Source organism: Desmospora activa DSM 45169 (assembly GCF_003046315.1).
GTDB lineage: Bacteria > Bacillota > Bacilli > Thermoactinomycetales > DSM-45169 > Desmospora > Desmospora activa.
Genome location: NZ_PZZP01000001.1, coordinates 168,638 through 188,229, shown reverse-complemented (window position 1 = coordinate 188,229; position 19,592 = coordinate 168,638). Strand labels below are relative to the sequence as shown.

19 protein-coding genes are annotated in these 19,592 nt (G+C 50.4%); 4 read left to right on the top strand and 15 right to left on the bottom strand.

Annotation, left to right across the window (positions count from 1 at the left end):
* Positions 1–35: 35 nt before the first annotated feature.
* The 6 genes from C8J48_RS00900 to C8J48_RS00875 form a co-directional block, all read right to left on the bottom strand.
* Positions 36–767 carry an SIS domain-containing protein gene (locus C8J48_RS00900; RefSeq protein WP_107724517.1) on the bottom strand — a complete coding sequence of 244 codons (732 nt, stop codon included), beginning with the start codon at positions 765–767 and terminating at the stop codon, positions 36–38.
* A gap of 79 nt (positions 768–846) precedes the next feature.
* On the bottom strand, positions 847–1,593 hold the full coding sequence (locus C8J48_RS00895) for a creatininase family protein (RefSeq protein ID WP_107724516.1): 747 nt from the start codon (positions 1,591–1,593) through the stop codon (positions 847–849).
* A 15-nt stretch (positions 1,594–1,608) separates the two neighbouring features.
* The gene (locus tag C8J48_RS00890; protein ID WP_107724515.1) at positions 1,609–2,601 is read right to left on the bottom strand and encodes a phosphotriesterase family protein; all 993 of its coding nucleotides are present in this window, start codon (positions 2,599–2,601) and stop codon (positions 1,609–1,611) included.
* Positions 2,602–2,616: 15 nt separating this feature from the next.
* On the bottom strand, positions 2,617–3,915 hold the full coding sequence (locus tag C8J48_RS00885) for a PTS ascorbate transporter subunit IIC (protein WP_107724514.1): 1,299 nt from the start codon (positions 3,913–3,915) through the stop codon (positions 2,617–2,619).
* 24 nt (positions 3,916–3,939) lie between these two features.
* Entirely contained in the window at positions 3,940–4,206 is a 267-nt protein-coding gene (locus C8J48_RS00880; protein ID WP_107724513.1) for a PTS sugar transporter subunit IIB, read from the bottom strand.
* Complete coding sequence (locus C8J48_RS00875) at positions 4,203–4,646, bottom strand: PTS sugar transporter subunit IIA (RefSeq protein WP_107724512.1); 444 nt, start codon at positions 4,644–4,646, stop codon at positions 4,203–4,205. Before C8J48_RS00875 ends, C8J48_RS00880 begins: the two co-directional genes overlap by 4 nt.
* 142 nt (positions 4,647–4,788) lie before the next feature.
* On the opposite strand from C8J48_RS00875, the gene nagB reads away from it, so the two are divergent.
* Together nagB and C8J48_RS00865 are read left to right on the top strand one after the other, a co-directional pair.
* Entirely contained in the window at positions 4,789–5,550 is a 762-nt protein-coding gene (nagB, locus tag C8J48_RS00870) for a glucosamine-6-phosphate deaminase (protein WP_107724511.1), read from the top strand.
* On the top strand, positions 5,540–6,265 hold the full coding sequence (locus tag C8J48_RS00865; RefSeq protein WP_107724510.1) for a GntR family transcriptional regulator: 726 nt from the start codon (positions 5,540–5,542) through the stop codon (positions 6,263–6,265). Before nagB ends, C8J48_RS00865 begins: the two co-directional genes overlap by 11 nt.
* 258 nt (positions 6,266–6,523) lie before the next feature.
* Here the strand turns inward: C8J48_RS00865 and C8J48_RS00860 are convergent, their stop codons facing one another.
* The 5 genes from C8J48_RS00860 to C8J48_RS00835 all read right to left on the bottom strand — a co-directional run bounded on the left by C8J48_RS00860 (position 6,524) and on the right by C8J48_RS00835 (position 13,586).
* Entirely contained in the window at positions 6,524–8,332 is a 1,809-nt protein-coding gene (locus C8J48_RS00860) for an ABC transporter ATP-binding protein (RefSeq protein WP_107724509.1), read from the bottom strand.
* A 12-nt stretch (positions 8,333–8,344) separates the two neighbouring features.
* The gene (locus tag C8J48_RS00855) at positions 8,345–10,090 is read right to left on the bottom strand and encodes an ABC transporter ATP-binding protein (protein ID WP_107724508.1); all 1,746 of its coding nucleotides are present in this window, start codon (positions 10,088–10,090) and stop codon (positions 8,345–8,347) included.
* A gap of 824 nt (positions 10,091–10,914) precedes the next feature.
* Positions 10,915–11,781: a lipoate--protein ligase family protein gene (locus tag C8J48_RS00845; protein WP_107724506.1), complete on the bottom strand. Its 867-nt coding sequence runs from the start codon at positions 11,779–11,781 to the stop codon at positions 10,915–10,917.
* Positions 11,782–12,202: 421 nt separating this feature from the next.
* On the bottom strand, positions 12,203–12,412 hold the full coding sequence (locus C8J48_RS00840; RefSeq protein ID WP_107724505.1) for a hypothetical protein: 210 nt from the start codon (positions 12,410–12,412) through the stop codon (positions 12,203–12,205).
* A 196-nt stretch (positions 12,413–12,608) separates the two neighbouring features.
* Positions 12,609–13,586: a metal ABC transporter substrate-binding protein gene (locus C8J48_RS00835; RefSeq protein ID WP_211316571.1), complete on the bottom strand. Its 978-nt coding sequence runs from the start codon at positions 13,584–13,586 to the stop codon at positions 12,609–12,611.
* Between the two features lie 374 nt (positions 13,587–13,960).
* On the opposite strand from C8J48_RS00835, the gene C8J48_RS00830 reads away from it, so the two are divergent.
* The gene (locus C8J48_RS00830) at positions 13,961–15,052 is read left to right on the top strand and encodes a permease (RefSeq protein ID WP_170105035.1); all 1,092 of its coding nucleotides are present in this window, start codon (positions 13,961–13,963) and stop codon (positions 15,050–15,052) included.
* A gap of 15 nt (positions 15,053–15,067) precedes the next feature.
* Positions 15,068–15,907, top strand: a complete 840-nt coding sequence (locus C8J48_RS00825; protein WP_107724503.1) for a TIGR03943 family putative permease subunit — start codon at positions 15,068–15,070, stop codon at positions 15,905–15,907.
* 78 nt (positions 15,908–15,985) lie between these two features.
* Here the strand turns inward: C8J48_RS00825 and C8J48_RS00820 are convergent, their stop codons facing one another.
* The 4 genes from C8J48_RS00820 to pabB form a co-directional block, all read right to left on the bottom strand.
* Positions 15,986–16,645, bottom strand: coding sequence for an SCO family protein (locus tag C8J48_RS00820; RefSeq protein WP_107724502.1), 660 nt, complete (start codon positions 16,643–16,645; stop codon positions 15,986–15,988).
* Between the two features lie 32 nt (positions 16,646–16,677).
* Complete coding sequence (locus tag C8J48_RS00815; RefSeq protein ID WP_211316570.1) at positions 16,678–17,109, bottom strand: FixH family protein; 432 nt, start codon at positions 17,107–17,109, stop codon at positions 16,678–16,680.
* 132 nt (positions 17,110–17,241) lie between these two features.
* The gene (locus C8J48_RS00810; protein WP_107727521.1) at positions 17,242–18,183 is read right to left on the bottom strand and encodes an aminotransferase class IV; all 942 of its coding nucleotides are present in this window, start codon (positions 18,181–18,183) and stop codon (positions 17,242–17,244) included.
* Complete coding sequence (gene pabB, locus C8J48_RS00805) at positions 18,156–19,520, bottom strand: aminodeoxychorismate synthase component I (RefSeq protein ID WP_107724500.1); 1,365 nt, start codon at positions 19,518–19,520, stop codon at positions 18,156–18,158. Before pabB ends, C8J48_RS00810 begins: the two co-directional genes overlap by 28 nt.
* Positions 19,521–19,592: the final 72 nt, after the last annotated feature.

The following is a 19,592-nucleotide window of genomic DNA, read 5'->3' as shown; positions in this document are numbered from 1 at the left end:
GCAAGACCGGTAGTTATCCCCCTGCAACCTGCCCTTCAACGAAGGTTTGAAATCCGCCCCCGGTATTGGGCTACCAGACGCTGATTGTGTTCATCCGCTCCTTCATTGTTTCCGCTCAACAGAATGGGAGGGGTAAATCCTCGTTCGGCCATCATTTGAATCGTCTCTGCAAACATTCCTTGCAAAATAGCCGCTCCCACCACCGTCGAACCGGAGCCAAAGGGGACCTCGACTTCCGGATGCGACAACAAGGCGTCTCCTTTGGGTATATGATTATCGATACTGAGATCCACACATTGATAGAGGAGCTTGCCACTTTTGTGCCTGGATGGCACTTGTGCGTAATCAGCGGAAGTGATGCCGATCACATAAGCACCCCGATCCTTTGCGATCAGGGCAACATCGATGGGAACAGGATTGCGGCCGGAGGTGGAGATGACGATCACCACATCCTCCTTCCCGATATCCTCCTGTTCCATAAACTTTGCAGCATAATCGTTTTGCCGTTCCAACTTAGAGGAGCTGAGCGCCCCTTCATGCAACATCAAGGGTTCATGCAGAATGGGATGGATCGGGACTAACCCACCCGCCCGGTAGAAGACCTCTTCCGTCAACAGGTGGGAATGGCCACAGCCGAACAAATGAATCAGCCCTCCCTGTTGAATCGCTTCCGCCACCCGCTCCGCCCCTTGCCGGATCACGTCTTGTTCCGACTCCAGGATTTGTTTGAGCAGCAAATCCACTTTGGCAAAATACGCTTCAATCACGTCTACACCTCCGTTTGAATGGACACTCACAAGAGCTGGCATTGTCCACTGAACAGGCCCCCGAGGGAGGAACACCGCGCTAGCCGCGATCAAGATCCTCCAAGTCCTCTTTGGCCTGAAGCACGATCTCCGTCATGCGGTCCAATGCAGTTTCAATCACGCGCTCTCCCTTTTCTCGTGTGGCTAACGTGGCATACCCCAATACAGCGGATTGGGTGAAGGTACTCCAGGGGGTCGGCGTCACTTCGGATTCCGGCGGAATATCCGGAACATCATCGATCGCTTGGGACATATCCACTTTTTCTCCAGCCAGATACAACATATAAGAGGTCTCCATCTCACAAGCATGAAAATAGGTGGGATGAACAGGCGGCTTTTCTCTCACTTCCGAGATGGCCGCTTGTGTTCCCGGGTAGAAAAAATAGAAAACCCGGAAATCCGGGTGACATTCATACAGTTGCCGTGCCGCCTCTTTGACTGCGACGGCGTTTCCGAGGTGAGCATTCAGGATCACCCAGATGCGAAAGCCTTGACGAACCAAGCTGTCCCCCAGATCTGTCAACAGACGGATGAGGGTTTCATTCGATACAGATAAGCTTCCGGGAAAATCGGACAAACTCCATACCTGTCCATAAGGAAGGGTAGGCAAAACCCAACCGTTCACTCGTTTCGCCAGCCGTTTGGAAAGCTCCTCAGCCAAGTCGTTATCCGTTCCCAGAGGTAAATGCGGACCATGTGCCTCCACCGCTCCCAAGGGAAGAATAGCGAGCGGGGAGGATTGAATCTGTTCTCGGATTCGTGCGGATGTCTGCTCTTGAAATTGCAATTGCAACCTCCCCTTTCAGTCCTTAAATGCAAAGCAGCGGGCAGGGTTTTCCACAAAGAATTTATTGACCAACCGCTCCCCGTCCAACCCTCTTTGCTCCGCTTCATCGATGAAGCGCGGAACCCAACGGTTGATGATATACCCCAGTCCCAATCCATGATCGTAAGTTTTGTAATAGCTTTTTCTGGCCGTATCGCCACTGATCAAAATTTGATCCTCATATCCTTTTTCCACTAGCCCCAGAATGCAATCAATACGGGTACTTTCCGGGGCGTACTTGATTTTGGCGATGCCGTCAAAGCAGAGAAAGGCGCCGGTACGGGCAATCTGTTCATGATAAAAAGGATCGGGATTGCGATCCATATGACCAAAGCTGACAAAGGCGGGATTCACATTTTCCTGACGCAGGATCTCCAGTTGCTCCAAAGCCATCGTCCCCGCTTCCGTGTGGGAGTGAATCGGAGCACGAGTGACATGGTGTGCCCGGGCGACCGCACGAATCGTTTTTACTTCCAAGGGGGTGATCCGATTATAACCGGTGCCAAACTTCACCTGTCCCGCCCGATACGGTGTTCCTTCCAGCCCTACTTCCACTTCCCGCACGACAAAGTCCGTCAACGCTTCCACCGTCGCCTCGACGATCCACTCCTCATAAGTGGAGTAGTCTCCGACCAACCGCTTTAAATCATCTTTGAGCGGAGCGGTCCATAAAAAACTTTTATTAAATCCAGCCGTCCCTAGGATGTTGAGGCCGGTTTCACGCGCCAGTTGCACCACAGCTGGAACATCGCGACCATAATCGACCGCTGTGGCGTCCACAACGCTGTTTCCGCCACCTTTTTGAAACTCCAACAGATCGGATCTGGTTTTTTCTGGATCATCCAGGAGCAGGTCGTCCTCTCCTTTTTCCTGCCAATAGGGAGGACGGCATACCAAATGCTCGTGGGAATAAGTAAATCCGAGCTGGTGTGGTTCAATCTCCCCTGTCAATGTTCGTATTCGACCCATCGACCTTTCCTCCAATCAAAAGAGAAGCTCAGCCAACAGTTTGACAATCGGCCCCAGGATAAACATATCCGAGTCTGCCGCCCACATGGCGGTATCGGGAATGGTGTCAGGCAGCAACATCCGCACCATCGCAAACTGACCAAAAGCGACCACTGTCGCTGTGGCAAACCCGCCCAACAGCGCACCGCGAACGCCACCGGTCGTATTTCCAAAGACCCCCGCCGCAGCACTGTGGAAAAAGAGGACGATCATAGTGGGCACAAACACATAACCGATGGTTTGACCCAGTACCAACAGCCACAACAGTGCGCCGACCAGCGTACCGAGAAAACCCAGGGTGACCGCATTGGGCGCATAAGGAAAGACAACGGGAACATCCAACGCCGGTTTTGCTCCCGGCACAATTTTGGTGGCGATTCCCCTAAAAGCCGGTACCAGTTCACCGATAAACATGCGCACCCCCATCAATACGATGGCAATCCCCCCGGCAAAGGTCAGCGCCTGCACGATTGAGTAGACCAAGAAATTTTGCTCCCCTGCCGCTGCAATCAACTCTTGCGCTCCCGGCGTTCCCTTGGTGGAAACCATAATCGCCCCCACCAAAAACAGCACACCCATGGATAGAGCGGTAATCACATTGGAATCACGTAAAAATTCCAACCCTGAGGGTAATTTAATCTTCTCCGAGTCGTTTTCCCGATTACCAAACAGTTTCCCCAGCCCGGCTCCCAACAGAGCCACTGACGCCGACGTATGCCCAAGAGCAATCTGATCGTTTCCGGTGATGCGACGCATCAACGGTTGGGTTAAAGCCGGTTGCAATGTCCAATAAAGGCCCATAAATAAGCTTAAAAACAGAACCAACTTCCAGAAGGGTGCATCTGTACCCGCCGATTGGATAATGATTCCCGCAAAGATGGTTGTGGTCCAAAACATCATATGCCCGGTTAGATAGATATACTTAAAGCGGGTAAAGCGGGCCAAGGCCACATTTAACAAAAATCCGAGAGCCATCGCTAAAGTGACAGCGCTTCCAAAACGGTTATTGAACGCTTCCTGTCCGATAAAGCCGGAAAAGCTCTTATCGGTGATGCCAAACACTTCTTTCCACATCGGTTCAAACAAATTTAACGCGCTGATGATGACCTGGGCACCGGCCCCGATGATTAAAAAACCGATAATGGCCTTAAAGGTTCCGCTAATCACCTGGCTGACATTCTTCTTTTGCAGCAGTAGCCCGATTAGGACGATAAAACCGAGCAAGATCGCGGGTGTTCCAAAGACATTGGTTGCAATCCAAACAATCACATCCATGACCATCCACCACCCTCAATCGAATTAGAGATGTTCGTTTAGCGCTGAACGTATCTCATTGACATCGAAAAAGTTTTGTACTGTCACCACCCGAGCCTCCCCGTTTTGCAGGTTTTGCGCCAACTCCCGGCTGGTTACGATCAGATCCGCCGTCATACTGGAGGCGGCGGAAACATCCACATGCTCCACCTCCGCTTGTACGCCTTCTTCACTGAGAACTTGCTCAATGTTCATCTTTAATATCAAGCTCGTTCCTTGCCCTAATCCACATACCGCCAATATCTTTTTCATATGGAGTTCTCCTTCAAAAAATTTCGAATTTCATTGGGTGCCTTTGCGTTTCGCAATCGCTCCACATTTTCTTCATTCCCCAAAAGAAGGGACAGTCTCTGCAACAATTGTAGATGGTTTTGATTGGAATCTGCAGCCAGTGCAAAAATCAGATAGACGGGGTCATTGGCTTCACTTCCAAAGGCAACACCCTCTGTCATTTGCACCATGGAAACCGCTGCACGAATCACCCCGTCTTCCGGTCGAGCATGGGGAACCGCGATACCGGGTGCAATGACAAAATAAGGACCATGCTTCTGATAGGCAGCCACCATGGCATCTACATACCGCGCCTCTACATGATTGTTTTTCTGTAAAAGATCACCGGCGATACGAATCGCATCCTGTGGCTCACCTATCGGTTCCTGGAGTCGAATCAAGGAAGGTTGTAAAAAAGCCATAAAACCCCTCCTTTCAAGGATAAAAGCTTCTCAGTTTTTAGAATATCATTTAAACGGCTAGTTGTCTATACCACTACTTTTGCTTTATAATGGAAGAAAGGTTTTGATCGATGGGCACAAAGATTCGTTGTAGTGGAGGGGTATGGACATGCGAGTCATTCAAGTTCCAAACGCACAGGAGATGAACCGCTGGGCTGCTGCGCACATCATCCAGCTGGTTCAAACTCAACCACCTTCCGTGCTGGGATTTGCCACCGGCAGCACTCCAGAGGGGATTTATCGCGAATTGGTAGCGGATCATCGCCAAAACGGAACGTCCTACAAAGAGGTGGTCACGTTTAATCTAGATGAATACGTCGGCTTGAAACGAGATCACCCCAATAGCTATCATACCTATATGCAAACCCGTCTCTTTGACCACCTGGATTGTGTGTCACATCGGACGCACATTCCCGCTGGAGATGCAACCGATCTCGCTGCGGAGTGTCACCGCTATGAACAGCAGATTTCCCGTTATGGCGGAATCGATTTACAACTACTGGGAATCGGCCGCAACGGACATATCGGATTTAACGAACCGGGTACTTCCTTTGACTCTCGCACACATGTGGTTAAACTGACGGAATCTACCCGCAATGCCAATGCCCACTTTTTCCAGCGAAAAGAGGAGATCCCCACCCATGCGATCACCATGGGAATCGCCTCGATTTTAAGCAGTCGCCAAATCTTACTTTTGGCCGCGGGCCACACCAAAGCGGAAGCAATTGCCCGTCTAATCGAAGGGCCTGTGGATGCAGACTTTCCTGCATCAGCCTTAAAACAACACTCGGATGTTACCGTCTTAGCCGATGAATCTGCCTGTCAGCACCTCGCAAAAAAGGGGAAGATCTTTGATGTTGGATAAAAACTCGCCCATCCCGGTTTACTATCAGTTGGAAGAACGCTTAAAAGACTCGATCGAAAAACGGGAACTAAAAGAAGGGGATATGATTCCGTCTGAACGTGTCTTATCGGAACAATATAGGATCAGCCGGATGACCGTGCGACAAGCGATTAACAACCTGGTCCGCGATGGGTATCTCTACCGAATCAAAGGGAAAGGAACGTTTGTCGCCAGCAATAAAATCGAACAACCACTGCAAGGTTTGACCAGTTTTACGGAAGACATGCTTTCCCGCGGGCTAAAGCCGGAAACCCGCTTACTCCAGTTCACCGTAGAACCGGCACAGGGAAAGATCATACAAAGGTTAAAATTAGCGGAAGGGGAGCCCGTCAATGTGATCAAACGGGTTCGGCTGGCGGATAACCTGCCCATGGCTTTAGAAACCACTTTTTTGCCGGTAAAATTGATTTCCGGTTTGACGGAAGCCCACGTCTATGGATCGCTATATGAATATATCGAAACCCAGCTAGGTCTCAAAATCGGGCATGCCACGCAAACCCTAGAAGCGACGGTGGCACGAGCGAGTGAAACCGAACATTTACAAATTCAAAAAGGCTCTCCTGTTCTACTGATTGAGCGCTCCAGTTACCTTGCGAATCAACACCCGCTTGAACTGGTTAAATCCGTCTACCGCGGCGATCGATACAAATTTAATGTTCACTTGCAACGGCCATGATCTTTTCTTCATTTTACAGTAAGTTACCATCTGAAAGCCCACTGTTTCAATCATAGATTGGAAAACGGCATTGCTCGAACCCCCTTTTTGGGGAGTGGTAAGAGCAACTCGTTTCTTACCAGGGTTCAACAATCTTAGCCTACATCAACCCTCTTCGGACACACAAAAACGGGGATGCTCAGATCTGAGCATCCCACATTTTATTGGCAAAGCTTGATCATTCCTAAGAGGTAGGGCCGTTTCCGACTCTACACTCCCTCACCCCACATCCAATACCCGAAACTGAGCGGTGACGAGGTTGTGGTATTCACCTCGCCGTTCCATCAGCTGATGATGATCACCCTGTTCAATGATGCGACCGTTTTCCAGGACGACGATATTGTCGGCGTCGCGGATGGTGGACAGCCGGTGGGCGATCAAAATGGCGGTACGTCCGGCCAAGAGGGTTTTCATCGCCTCTTGGATTTTTAGCTCCGTCTCCGTATCAATGCTGGCTGTCGCTTCATCCAGGATAATAATGCGCGGATCAGCCAGCAAGGTACGGGCAAAGCTCAACAGTTGCCGCTCTCCGGTGGATAAGATGTTGCCACGCTCTTCCACTTCGGTGTCATAACCTTTGGGCAGACGCTGGATAAAGGCATTAGCTCCTACCGCTTCTGCCGCCGCTTTTACTTCCTCATCAGTTGCTGCCGGACGTCCAAAGCGAATATTTTCCATGATCGTACCGGAAAAGATAAACGTCTCCTGTAACACAATACTCACCTGGGAGCGCAAGTCATCCAGTTTGAGATCGCGCAGATCATGACCGTCGATACGGACACTTCCCGCTGTCGGATCATAGAAGCGGCAGATCAAGTTAACGATGGAGGTTTTGCCAGAGCCGGTATGGCCGACCAGTGCCACTTTTTGTCCCGGCTGGAAAGTGAGTTCGATTCCGTCCAGCGCCCGCCGCTTGCCGTCATAGGAGAAAACCACACCATCTAGCTCCACCCGGCCTTGGATTTGTCCCAGGGATTGGGCGTCGTTTTTCTCCGGCACCGACGGCTTTTCATCCAGAAATTCAAAGATGCGCTCAGTAGAAGCCATCGCCATCAGCAGTTGGTTATACACTTGACCCAGACGGGAGATCGGCTCCCAAAAGTTGCCGATGTAGATGGCAAAGCCGACCAATGCCCCTACAGTAAGGGCGTCGACTCGCACCAGATAAGAGCCGTAAACGATCAGAATCGCTGTACCGATGGCCCCTGTCATCTCCACAAACGGGCGAAAGACGGCACTTTTTTTGCTAGCGTCGTTCCAAGCATCAAAATTGTCTTGGTTAAGCCGCGTAAAAAAGCTCATATTCTCCTTTTCTTGGGTAAAGGACTGGGTGACGCGCATCCCTTGAATGCTTTCGTTGAGATGGGAGTTGATAATCGACTGTTTCATGCGCACATTTTGCCAGGAACGGCGGATTAGGCGGCGCAATTTGACCGAGATTAAAAACATCAACGGCAGTACCACAAGGATCGCCGCCGTCAGGTTGGGACTGAGCACGGTTAGCATCACAATAATCCCCACCAACAGGAGAATATCCATGATCACATTGACAATCCCGTTGGTCAGCAACTCCTGAAGCGAGTTGATGTCGTTGGTGATCCGTACCAGAATCGACCCTGCCGACCGCTGATCAAAAAAGCGGTGGGAAAGGCGTTGGATATGTTGAAACAGATGCTGGCGCAGATCGTAGATAACCGACTGCCCCAATTGTTGCGTCCAGCGGATGCGGAGTGTGTTGGCAAGCCAGTTGAGAATGTACATCGCGGCGATTACACTGACAAAAATGGTCAACAGTTGCCCGTCTTTATTCACCAAAGCATGGTCAATCGCCAAGCTGATCATCAACGGAGCAAACAACCGGGCCGCGGTGGAGACCAACACCGCCAGGATCGCCAGCGGCAACAGGCGGGTGGTATACGGTTTAATATATTGAAACAGGCGGGCCATGAGCGACCAGTTGAAGGGTTTGTCGATTACCATTTCATTGGAGTATTGGAACCGTTCCCGCCGTGGTTTGGATGGTGTCATCCTTTCACCCCCTTAAGTAGTGTGGACCGCTTGCCGGTCTTTAAATTGAATATCAAAAATACGGCGATAGAGACCTTCGTTTTGCAACAATTCGTCGTGAGTTCCCCGTTCCACAACCCTACCCTGATCCAGCACCAGGATTTCATCCGCTTGTTTGACGGAGGAGATACGGTGGGCGATGATAAATGTGGTTCGCCCTTTCATCACTTCGCGGAAAGCAGCTTGAATCTTGTGTTCTGTCTCCATATCGACCGCGCTGGTAGCATCATCCAGGATAAGGATACTGGGGTTGATCACCAACGCGCGGGCGATTGCCAGTCGTTGCTTCTGCCCTCCGGAAAGACCCAGCCCCCGCTCGCCCAACATGGTGTCATATTGCTCGGGAAAGCCCATGATAAAATCGTGAGCCTGGGCACGCCGGGCCGCTTGCTGGATCTCCTCCATGCTGATATTGGGATTGCCGTAAGCAATGTTGTCACGGATGGTGGAGGAAAACAGGAACGACTCCTGGAACACCACCCCGATGTTTTTCCGAAGCGAATGGAGATCGTATTCCTTAATCGGGCGGCCATCGATCAGAAGTTCACCGGAGGTCGCCTCATAGAAGCGGGAGATTAACTGGGTAAGCGAAGTTTTACCCGCTCCCGTGGATCCGATCAAACCAATCACTTTGCCGGGAGGCGCATCCAGATCGATTCCTTGCAATGCCCACTCTTCTGTCCCTGGATAGCGATGGGAGACATTACGGAACGTGACATGCCCCCTCAGGCGGTCCTGCGTTACCGCTCCCGCTTCGTTTTGAATATCTTCCGGTTCGTCCAACACCTCCAGCAACCGTTCACCCGCCGCCTTGGACTGGGAGAAGGTGTTGATGATAAATCCCAGGAACATCAACGGCCCGATAATATACCAGACAAGGCTGAAAAAGGCGACCAGCTCTCCCAGCAGCAGATTCCCTTCAATCACCATCCAGCCGCCATAAGCCAGTAAAACGACGACACAGATACTGCCGATCAGCTCCATCAACGGCATATAGGTGCCCCAGATGTTGCCGGTTTCGATGTTGGTCTGTTTATATTGCTGGTTGCGTCGATGGAATTTGTCTATCTCAAAATCTTCCCGCGCCATCGCCTTCACTGTGTTCATCCCGCTGATGTTTTCCTGCACCTTTGTCGTCAGATCGGCAAAGGAGCGGCGGATGCTTTTAAAGGCGGGATGCACTTTTTGATCGAAGCGATACACTACCACCGACAAAAACGGTAGTGCCAACAGTGTCACAATCGCTAACGACGGGCTCAGCCACAACATAATCCCCAGTCCAAAGGTAACCATCAGGATAAAGTTGATAAACTGGGCAAAGCCAAAGGAGAGAAAGAAGCGAAACGCTTCCACATCCGCGGTTAAACGAGACATCAAGTCACCGGTCTTGGCGTTATCATAAAAGCGAAACGGCAACCGCTCCAACTTTTGATACAATGCATTTCGAAGCTCATATACCGCACGGATTCCAAACAGATCCCCGTAGTACTGGTGAAAAAAAGACGCCACCGCTTTTAACCCCATGAGGAGTAAAAAGCCGATGGCAATCCAGGGCACCAATTCGTATCTTCCCGCCCCGATCACGTCGTCAATGGTGACTTTTAACACCAATGGATAGACGACCGTAACCCCGGTTACCAACAACAATGTAAAGATCGATATGAGAAAATTACCTTTGTACGGCCAAAAAAAGGCCTTCAATCGCTTGAAGGTGTTCAAACCCCGTCACTCCTTTTATTCGTATCGCATCGATCAGCGCTGTTGTGGTATTGTGGTATCGCTCGCCAAACGATGCTATCGTGTTCCATTCCCACGTGATCTCTCATATCAGCATCACAAGGATAAGAATCAGTATCAAGTTCCTGCCTGCTTGTTACCTAATTACATTTTCCACACCTAATCCCTCTTTTCTATGGTAAACACCATCACTAAGCTACAATCATTGTAACAAGCGTCAATCATTGACGCTTCCGGCAACAGGACGACCAGCGGCTACAACAAAGCGCTGATTCGTTTGTAAGACCTTGACTCAGACTTAAGTCTGAGAAGGTTTAAACTCCTCAAATCACAATAAATCCTCCTCATTTTCGCGTCGCTATTTATTCGACGAACGAAACGGTATTTCCTTCAGGAAACGAGCAAAATTTCCTTTGGAAAAAACAAGAATTTATCCCAATCGAAAACCGATAAGCTCTTTTCAAAGATATGACAGGATGGTGATGACATTCCTGTCTGATATGAAAACAGCTGCATCCCACAAAAATAACCCGAAAAAATTTCGGGTAGGAGAGAGACATCGATTTCAGAGGCAGTATGGTCCTTGTAGCCCAAACCCCCTCCGTCTTTTCGTATGATGGGGGATGTTCACTGAAATAATCCTTTTATCAATCGAACCATTCCTTTTAATATAAATCCGATTCCCCTTACAAGCAACTCCCACCAAAAATGGTTTCTTATCTCTCGTAGGATATAACTCATCAATGATCCTTTTTTCTCGTTCTCGTTTTCCTTTATCGCTGCCATCTTTTCTTCCCTCTCGTTGTTTAAGAAGGTTTTTTGCGATAGGTTTCAGGATCGGCATTTTCATCGTATTTCGGCCCCGCTTCCCGTTCCTGTGGGGTTGGTTCCTGTTCCAAGCGATAATTTTTCACGAGAGAGCGGATCGCTTCCAGCAGTGCGGATACCACCGGCTTATCCTGCGCTTGTGCCGGTGGAACAAAGCTGGCCAAAGTAGCCACCGTATCGATATAGACAGGACGTGTTCCTTCCGCCATCTGATACCAGGCATTTAAAGCGGATACCGCTTGTTCGCGGTCGATGGTGGTAAGGAGCGTAGCATGAGCCAAAATATACCCTGGCCGTTTGGATGTCAGCCCTGCCGGTCCGCCTTTCCATACCTGCGAAGTGCCGACGATTTTTTTCCCCTGCACCACGACATTAAAACGGCCGTCGCAAAAAGAGCCAGGAACCTCGCCAAAATAAGGCTCCAATCCGTAAGCATCCCGCAACATCCGTATTAGAGGAAGCCCCAACCCCCGATAGATATCATCGATGGTCCATTCGATTTTGCGGGGGCGCGGAAGAAATAAGGACAGATTCACGGTTCCCGCCCCATGAGGCACTGCTGTCCCGCCGCTTTGCCGCACATAGACAGGCCAATCCACCTGCTTCATCATCCCCGCTGCATCCACCGCTCGCTGCTGACGCAGATCTTTTTTGGCCACCACCAACGCCTGTGGCCCCCGCCAGATTCGCAGCGTCGGAGGTACCACTTCCCGTGCCACCGCTTCCCCTACCGCCTCTTCTACACCGTAGGCAAGCGGGGTAGGCTCATCCAGCGATTCCGCCAATACTCGCCAGGATGGGTATTGTTGATAGATCGATTCTGCTACAGAGAAATCCTCGTCCATGTCGTCTTCCCACCCTTTCCACGCAAATCGTCATCATTATACCTCATGGGAGACCGGAGATCACCTTTGCGGTTTCGTTATGCAATGTTACAGAATATTAAAGGTGGATTACAAATGATCGAACCCCCTTCCCCTCACACTTTGAACCGATATAATAAAAATAACAAACGACGGGGGTGTCTTTCATGAACCAAGTCATCGGTCTGATCAATGCAATGATGCTAAGTATTCCATGTTGGCTGGCAATTGTTTACACCCTGCGAATCTTTTTATAAACCCGCTCCAGCTTCGATCCGTAAGGGAAAGCCGGGTGAACCCCTTGCTGATCCATTAGACGGATGTGTGACGAAAAACGGCCGACCCGGAAGGCATGCAGGTGCAATTCCTGCCATCCGTAATCGTAAAAAACGACCCCACAATCCTACGGGATCATGGGGTCGTTTTTCGGTTGCGCGTATAATAATTCTTCCAACACTCGTTCTAACAACAACGATTCATCACGATAACGCTTAATACTTCGCCCCAAACGGTCCCCTTCCATCAATTTACGGCGACATTCGCGATAACGCCGTTCAATGCAAGCGACAGCCGCGTCATACTCATCTCTGGTAAGGTTGATCTCCACTCTCATGCCAACGCTCCCTCCCCCGGTCAATCCTGTACCAGTGTATGAATGCAGCGCAAAAAAGATGGGATATTTTTGTGCTAAATGTAAATTAGAGTTGGATGTTTTAACTGAATACTAACTTTAAACTACCAAAGGGGAGGTGGGATGATGAGTCCACCTCCCCTTTGATTTGATTCAATTGATTTACAAAAACCCTTCCTCACTCCGCCTCTAAAGCCTTTGCCAGATTATCGGCATTGGCTTCCATCAGGGAGAAATAATCTTCCCCATCTTGTTCCTGCTTTTTTGTCAATCCTTCCAGCGGATTGAGGACAAGGGCTTCGGCGCCTACTTCATTTTTGACGGCTTCTGCCACTTTTCCACTGACCAAGGTTTCAAAGAAGATATAGTCGACCTTTTGCTCCTTCGCCGTATCGACGATCTCTTTCATCTTTTTGGCGCTGGGTTCAGCGGAAGGGGATAAACCAGAGATGGCTACTTGCTTAAAACCGTAGCGGTCAGCCAGGTAGGAAAAAGCGTCATGGGATACAACAATGGTATCCTTTTTCCCCGATTTAACCACTTCTTCAAATTTGGCATCCAACTCATCAAAGCGGGATTCCAATGCTTTGTAATTTTCCTCGTAAGTCGATTGATGATCCGGGTCTTTTTTGATCAACACATCGCGAATCGCTTCCGCCTGTTGCTTGGCGCGATTGGGATCCAGCCAGACATGGGGGTCGGTATCACCATGGTCGTGGCCATCATCATGATCAGCCTCATCGGCATGTTCTTCATCGTCGTGGCCGTGTTCATCGTGCTCATCAACGGCAATCAGATCCACGTGTTGGGACAGGTCGACCACTTCCGTCTGTTCTTGATTGACGATTCCTTTTGCTTTATCGACCCAGCCTTCAAACCCGGCACCATTATATAGAAAAATGTCTGATTCACTCAATCGGGCTAATTCTTTAGCTGTCGGTTCAAAATCGTGTGGATCTACACCTGCGGGAACCATGTTGATCACTTCTACCTGGTCTCCGCCGATTTTTTGTGCAAAGTCAGCCAGCGGATAGACACTGGCGTAAACGGTCAGCTTTTCCTTTTGCTCCGACTCCTGAGCCCCGGTGCTACATCCGGCAATCATCAAAGTGACCGCCATAAATAATATGGTGAGCGCTTTAACGCTTCTTTCCAATCTTTACACCCCCGTTGATTACTGGAACGACGTTGTTTTCATTTCCAACCCTATTATAGAATGAATACGATTTGTTGTAAATCGAAATTATTACGATAAACTTGGATTCATACTTTTGACGGGTATAATAAGAGCGACAGTTCTTGTACAATTGTGTTGCTTCAACGCAATTTCGTTCTATTTTTCCGAATGTCTCTTATTTACGAGAATAGAATAGTACCCCATCAACAAAAGTTGGGCGGTCGGGAGTGGATTTCCGACTTCGCTCCATGCGTGGCAAAGTCGCTCATTCGGAAATCCATCCCTCCCATAACACAATCAAAGATACCAGATGGGGCACTAGTAACAAACAGGCAGCGGGAGGGTTAATCGGCATGTTAAAATGGCTACGGGAATATTATGTGGAGATTACGGGTCTACTGGTGTTGCTGGGCTTTCTCTATCTGATTATGTTCGGCATCGATACAATCGCTCAGTTAAGCTGGCCGGATGCTTGGTCTCTGCCTGAAATGCCGCTAAAAGTACAAACGGTGGCGACAATCTTTCTCAGTATCTTTATCGAAGGTATTCCTTTTATCCTGATCGGCGTATTGGTCTCCAGCCTAATCCATATCTATGTAAATGAAGAGATGGTGTGGCGCTGGGTGCCGAAAAACCCTTTGCTGTCGATCCCCTTTGCTTCCTGTCTGGGGCTGTTGCTGCCTGTTTGCGAATGTGGCGTGGTACCCGTTAGCAAACGGCTCATTCAAAAAGGATTGCCTCCGTATATCGCCTTTACCTTTCTGTTGGCCGCACCTGTAATCAATCCGGTCACCATCGTATCCACGTATATCGCTTTCGGCAATGCATGGGATATGACCTTGGCTCGCCTGTTGTTGGCCGCCTTTGTCGCCTGGGTAATGGGTGTCCTCTTTTTCTGGTTTTTTAAGCGGGACGTATTAAAGCCGGAAGTATCAAAAGTACATACGGATCAGTGCGATCATGATCATGACCATAACCATGACCATAACCATGATCACGATCATCATCACGACTGTCATGACCACAGTGGCATCAAGAAAGACCGTTTTGGCCATGCGCTTTATCATTCCGTCTTTGAGTTTATGGATATGGGCAAATACTTCGTCATGGGAGCTTTGATCGCCGCCTCCTTTCAAACCTTTGTCGGGATGGGTGCCATCCGCGATTTCGCTGAAAACGAATGGTTAGCCATCCTGCTGATGATGGGATTAGCTTTTGGGATGTCCCTCTGTTCCTCTGCTGACGCCTTTGTAGCCGCTTCGTTCCGCACGGCGATGGGGCCGGCTCCCTTGCTGGCATTTATGGTGTATGGACCAATGTTGGACTTAAAAAATGTATTGATGATGTCAGGCACCTTTAAGCGAAGTGTGATGCTGTTTTTTATCGTCGCATCCACGCTGTTGACGCTGGTTGCGATCGGGTTGTACATCTTAATGGGATTCTAAAGGGGGACTTCTCTGATGGGCGCTTTCTTACGTATCGTCATCTGTTTTGGAACGGCATTGATGTTAATGACGTTAGTCGTCAGCGGTCAGATCGGCCTCTTTATCAACCCGCGGCTGCTTCCCTTTGTCGTTGTGGGCACCGTTTTGTTAATGTTGTTGGGCATGGTGCAGATATGGAACGTCAAAAACGCCGCTCTGCATCCTGTTGGAAAATGGGGCTATTTGATGCTGCTATTGCCAGTTGCCGCCTATTTATTTGCCCAACCCGGTGAATTGGACGCCTCGATGGCTAGCAAGAAGGGAGTCAATTACCTTTCTCCCGAAGCGATGCAACAACAACAACGCGTCCTTACAAAAGAGGAGACAGAGATGCGGCAGGGAGAACGGAGCCCGGAAGAGGTGTCGGACTCCAACCCCTCCACAGACGCGGACACCCAGCCGCTCGATGCCAATTCTTATTATGACGACTTGTTGAATGAACTAAAAAGTGCCAACGTGATCACCTTTAAGGATGATAACTACATCGACCGTCTCACTACCGTTCAGATGTATACCGATGAATTAAGCGACAAACCGACACAAATCAAAGGTTTTGTCTTTCGGGCGAAAGATATGCCTGATGATGTAATTCTCGTCTCCCGCTACGCCATGACTTGTTGTGCCGCTGATGCCAGCGTCATCGGGATCTTTGCCTCTATTCCCGGCTCCGATTCGTTAAAAGAGGGGGACTGGATCGAGGTGACGGGGCCGTTGGGTGAAGTAACGACGAACCAAGGTCAGCTCCCCCGGATCAAGGCGGTGGAATACCGCAAGATTGAAGCGCCAAAGGACCCCTATGTATATGCCAACTATTGATGAAAACAAAAAAATCCCCCTTCAAGCCGTCAAGCTACTTGAAGGGGGATTTTTTTGTGAAGACAATCCAATCGCTTTTTACTGTTTCTTCGCCATCAATCCATCCGCTCCACCTAAAGCCATCACATCACGGACGATGGCATCCATATCCGGTTGCAGTCCATCATAGCTGGTGATCACACGACCAGTGGGATCCATCACATACAGACGGGTGGAATGATCGATCGTCAACGGTTCTTCGCCCGCGAGTGATGTTACCTCTACCGGTGCCTGAAACGACGTCTGTAAAAAGCGATGCATCACCGTCGGCTCATCATGGGTGAGGAAGTTCCAGTTGGAAAAATCGGCACGTAAGTTATTTCCGTACTGTTTCAATACTTGTGGTGTATCATGGAGTGGATCGACACTAAAAGAGACCAACTCCACTTCCGCTCCCTCTTCCTTTAACTGCTCCTGAATTCGGGTCAAATTGGCCGTCATCGGTGAGCCCACATCCGGACACCGAGAAAACACAATGTTGGCGATCCACACTTTCCCCTTCAACTGGGAAAAACCAAAGGCTTCCCCATCCTGATTGGTATACGTAAACTCCGGTATCGGTTCACTGTTGATCCCGACTGCACTTGTCGGCTGTGTGATCGGTTGGGGTACGTGATCCAGCCACCACCAGCTTCCTACCACAATCACGCCTGCTGTCAACGCCAACCAAACGCTCCATCGCTCCCGTCCCACCTTCATTCCCCTCTTTCCTCAGGGAAAGGCGCTCCTATTTAAGGCTGGACAGACACTTCGACCGTATCCATCCGATGATCACCCCGAGCGGTGATATGGTACATCACATGGTACTCACCCGCTTCAGGAAAGGAGTAGGTCCCTTGGTAAGCACCATTCACCAGCTCAGTTTCCACTTTTTCTCGTTCTTCTGCTGAGGTACCTTCAGGCCAGACGTCGAAGCTAACTTGATTCGCATCCTTAACCGTTTCTCCGTTTTGCGTGATTTCGATTCGGACGGTCGTCTCTTCTCCCGCTTGTACTGTTTCCGGCGCAAACGTGACTGTTGTTTCAAGGGGCGCTTCCACATCGGCATCCTGCGTTTGCTCTTTTCCATGATCCTGATGATCATGTTCTGTCGCGGCACCACAAGCGGTTAACACTACCACCGCCACCATCCAGCATAGGAGGTGCAACCCTTCCCTTTTCATCAAATTCATCCTATCCGATCCTTTCCATTTCAATCTATGGACGTGCCTGTGGGATTATTCCTTAAATGTGACCAAGGGGCCCCTAATCATCCTGAGTCTATCCTTTTCCTTTTTTTCCTGCAATCAACCCTCTCACTCTTTCTGTGAAAAAGTGTTGACGTTTGCATCAAATGAAGCTGAATGATTCTTTCTATCCGCCTCGATCTGGGCAGCCACTTCCTCTTGCCATTGCTCCATCCATTTACAGGTATAAGGCCCCGGCTTCCCGCTATCTATCGTTACACCATCCACCGCCACACAGGGAAACGGCCCCCAGGTGGAATTGGTAAAAAACAACTCATCGGCTGCCGTTAATTCACCCGGCTGGAGCGATCGCTCCACAACGGTAAGACCGAGACGTGCCGCGGTGGCCAGCACCCACCCCCGCACCACACCCGGCAGCGGTCCACAAGCAAGGGATGGAGTATAGCAGACTCCTTTTTTCACCAGAAACAGATTGGCGGAAGCCCCTTCCGACACCGCTTCATCTGTAGTGAGAAAAATCGCTTCGTCCGCCCCACGATCCCGTGCTTCCTGTTTGGCCAGCACGTTTTCTAAAAAGTTGAGGGACTTCACTCGGCGCAAGCGGGAATGAGGGTTTAGGCAGGTGGAGGCGACGATCGCTTCTACCCCATGCTCCAATACACCCATTTGCAATGGCATTGACCGTGCCTCTACCCACCAAACCGGCTCTGTCAACGCCGCCAAGGGCTGAGCAAATGAACCCGTCCCCCGGGTGACGGTAAGGCGGAGATAGCCGCTCTCAACGCCATTCACCACAAGAGCCTGCCGGATTCCGGCGATAAGCTCCTTCTCATCCGGCATCACAGCAAATCGTAAGATTTGCATCCCTTCCCGCAACCGCTTCAGGTGTTCCCGCATAAACAACGGTACTCCTTGCTCCACCCGAAAAGTTTCAAACAGCCCGTCCCCCAGCAGTGCCCCTCTATCTCCAAACGATAACCCCGCATCCCCTTCTGGTACGATTTCTCCATTGACGATCCACTTCATTGTTTCACCTTTTTCGCCGACCATTGCTGAATCGCCTCCAACATGCCACGCCCTTTAGCCAGGGTCTCCTCATACTCCGCATCGGGGTCTGAATCCCACACAATCCCGCCCCCCACGTGATAAGAGAGATTCGCTTCCCGGCCGCCGGCCCAGATCATGGTACGGATGGCGATATTCCATTCGGCGGAACCACGGGGGTCGATATATCCAATCGAGCCGGTATATATCCCTCTGCGCCCAGTTTCCATATCGTGAATCACTTGCATGGAGCGCAATTTGGGTGCCCCAGTGATGGAACCCCCCGGAAATATGGCACCAAAGATATCCCTGGGTTTGACCCCAGACTTTAGCCGTCCTTCCACTGCCGCCACTTGGTGCCATACCGTCGGATGGGGCTCCAACTCAAACAGCCGCGGCACCCGGATCGAGCCGATTTCACACACCTGCCCCAGATCGTTTCTCTCCAGATCGACGATCATCACCAATTCAGCCTGATCCTTTTCACTGGCAGCCAATCTCGCCTTCTCTTTCGCATCTGCCACCGGAGTGGCACCACGGGGACGGGTTCCTTTGATCGGTTTGGTTTCAATGTGGTCTCCCGACCAGCGCACAAATTGTTCCGGCGAGGAAGAAAGGATAGCGTAACCTTCCCCTTCGATATAAGCCGCATAGGCACCGGGGTTGGTACGGCGCAACACCTGAAACAATTCCCACGGTGTTCCCATCACCTGCCCCTGTACACGGTAGGTAAAGTTGGCCTGGTAAATATCCCCCCGTGCAATCGCATCTTTAATATGTCCGATTTGGTGACGATAGTGCTGGCGGGTAATCACGGGTGTCACAGGTGTCAGAATTTCCCCAGTCTGTTGGCATGCCTCCGTTTCTCCCTGCAACTGAAGTAGCTGTTTTGACAGGTGCGCCAGCTTCGTTTCCGGGTCTGTCTCATCCAGCACACAGATCCATGCTTCATCCAAACGGGCATCCAGGACAATCACTTTGCGCGGAACCATCCACATTCCGTCAGGCAGGGGGAGGTGACGGGGTTTCGGCTGTCCGATCCGGTGCCAGCGCCAGGCCAGCTCATAGCCCAGCCAACCAAGCACTCCCATTAAAAAAGGGGGCGCCTCCTTCGGCGCATTTACACAGGGAAGGTGAGCCAACACCTCTTCCAACGCCTCCATCGGATCATCTCCTCCGACATCCCACAGTGGTATCTGCTTCCACGGCTCCCACGCCATCACCGTATAGCGCCCTTTGCCACAGCTATCCAGCAGCCAACGCTCACTACATCCCGCTGTGATTTGCTGAAACAGCAGCTCTGTATCCCATATCCCCTTGAATTTATCCACAGCTACACGCATCTATACTTTCACTCCCATTCCAACATTACCTGTTCCCCATTACCGAATATTGTTGCGCGACAGCAAACATGT

What these genes read in the sequence shown, in the direction of transcription:
- C8J48_RS00885 (WP_107724514.1), bottom strand. Translation starts at nt 3,915, where the DNA reads ATGGATGTGATTGTTTGGATTGCAACCAATGTCTTTGGAACACCCGCG.
- C8J48_RS00830 (WP_170105035.1), top strand. Translation starts at nt 13,961, where the DNA reads ATGTTAAAATGGCTACGGGAATATTATGTGGAGATTACGGGTCTACTG.
- C8J48_RS00815 (WP_211316570.1), bottom strand. Translation starts at nt 17,109, where the DNA reads ATGAAAAGGGAAGGGTTGCACCTCCTATGCTGGATGGTGGCGGTGGTA.
- C8J48_RS00875 (WP_107724512.1), bottom strand. Translation starts at nt 4,646, where the DNA reads ATGGCTTTTTTACAACCTTCCTTGATTCGACTCCAGGAACCGATAGGT.
- C8J48_RS00840 (WP_107724505.1), bottom strand. Translation starts at nt 12,412, where the DNA reads ATGAGAGTGGAGATCAACCTTACCAGAGATGAGTATGACGCGGCTGTC.
- pabB (WP_107724500.1), bottom strand. Translation starts at nt 19,520, where the DNA reads ATGCGTGTAGCTGTGGATAAATTCAAGGGGATATGGGATACAGAGCTG.
- C8J48_RS00845 (WP_107724506.1), bottom strand. Translation starts at nt 11,781, where the DNA reads ATGGACGAGGATTTCTCTGTAGCAGAATCGATCTATCAACAATACCCA.
- C8J48_RS00880 (WP_107724513.1), bottom strand. Translation starts at nt 4,206, where the DNA reads ATGAAAAAGATATTGGCGGTATGTGGATTAGGGCAAGGAACGAGCTTG.
- C8J48_RS00890 (WP_107724515.1), bottom strand. Translation starts at nt 2,601, where the DNA reads ATGGGTCGAATACGAACATTGACAGGGGAGATTGAACCACACCAGCTC.
- C8J48_RS00810 (WP_107727521.1), bottom strand. Translation starts at nt 18,183, where the DNA reads ATGGTCGGCGAAAAAGGTGAAACAATGAAGTGGATCGTCAATGGAGAA.
- C8J48_RS00860 (WP_107724509.1), bottom strand. Translation starts at nt 8,332, where the DNA reads ATGACACCATCCAAACCACGGCGGGAACGGTTCCAATACTCCAATGAA.
- C8J48_RS00825 (WP_107724503.1), top strand. Translation starts at nt 15,068, where the DNA reads ATGGGCGCTTTCTTACGTATCGTCATCTGTTTTGGAACGGCATTGATG.
- C8J48_RS00820 (WP_107724502.1), bottom strand. Translation starts at nt 16,645, where the DNA reads ATGAAGGTGGGACGGGAGCGATGGAGCGTTTGGTTGGCGTTGACAGCA.
- C8J48_RS00865 (WP_107724510.1), top strand. Translation starts at nt 5,540, where the DNA reads ATGTTGGATAAAAACTCGCCCATCCCGGTTTACTATCAGTTGGAAGAA.
- nagB (WP_107724511.1), top strand. Translation starts at nt 4,789, where the DNA reads ATGGACATGCGAGTCATTCAAGTTCCAAACGCACAGGAGATGAACCGC.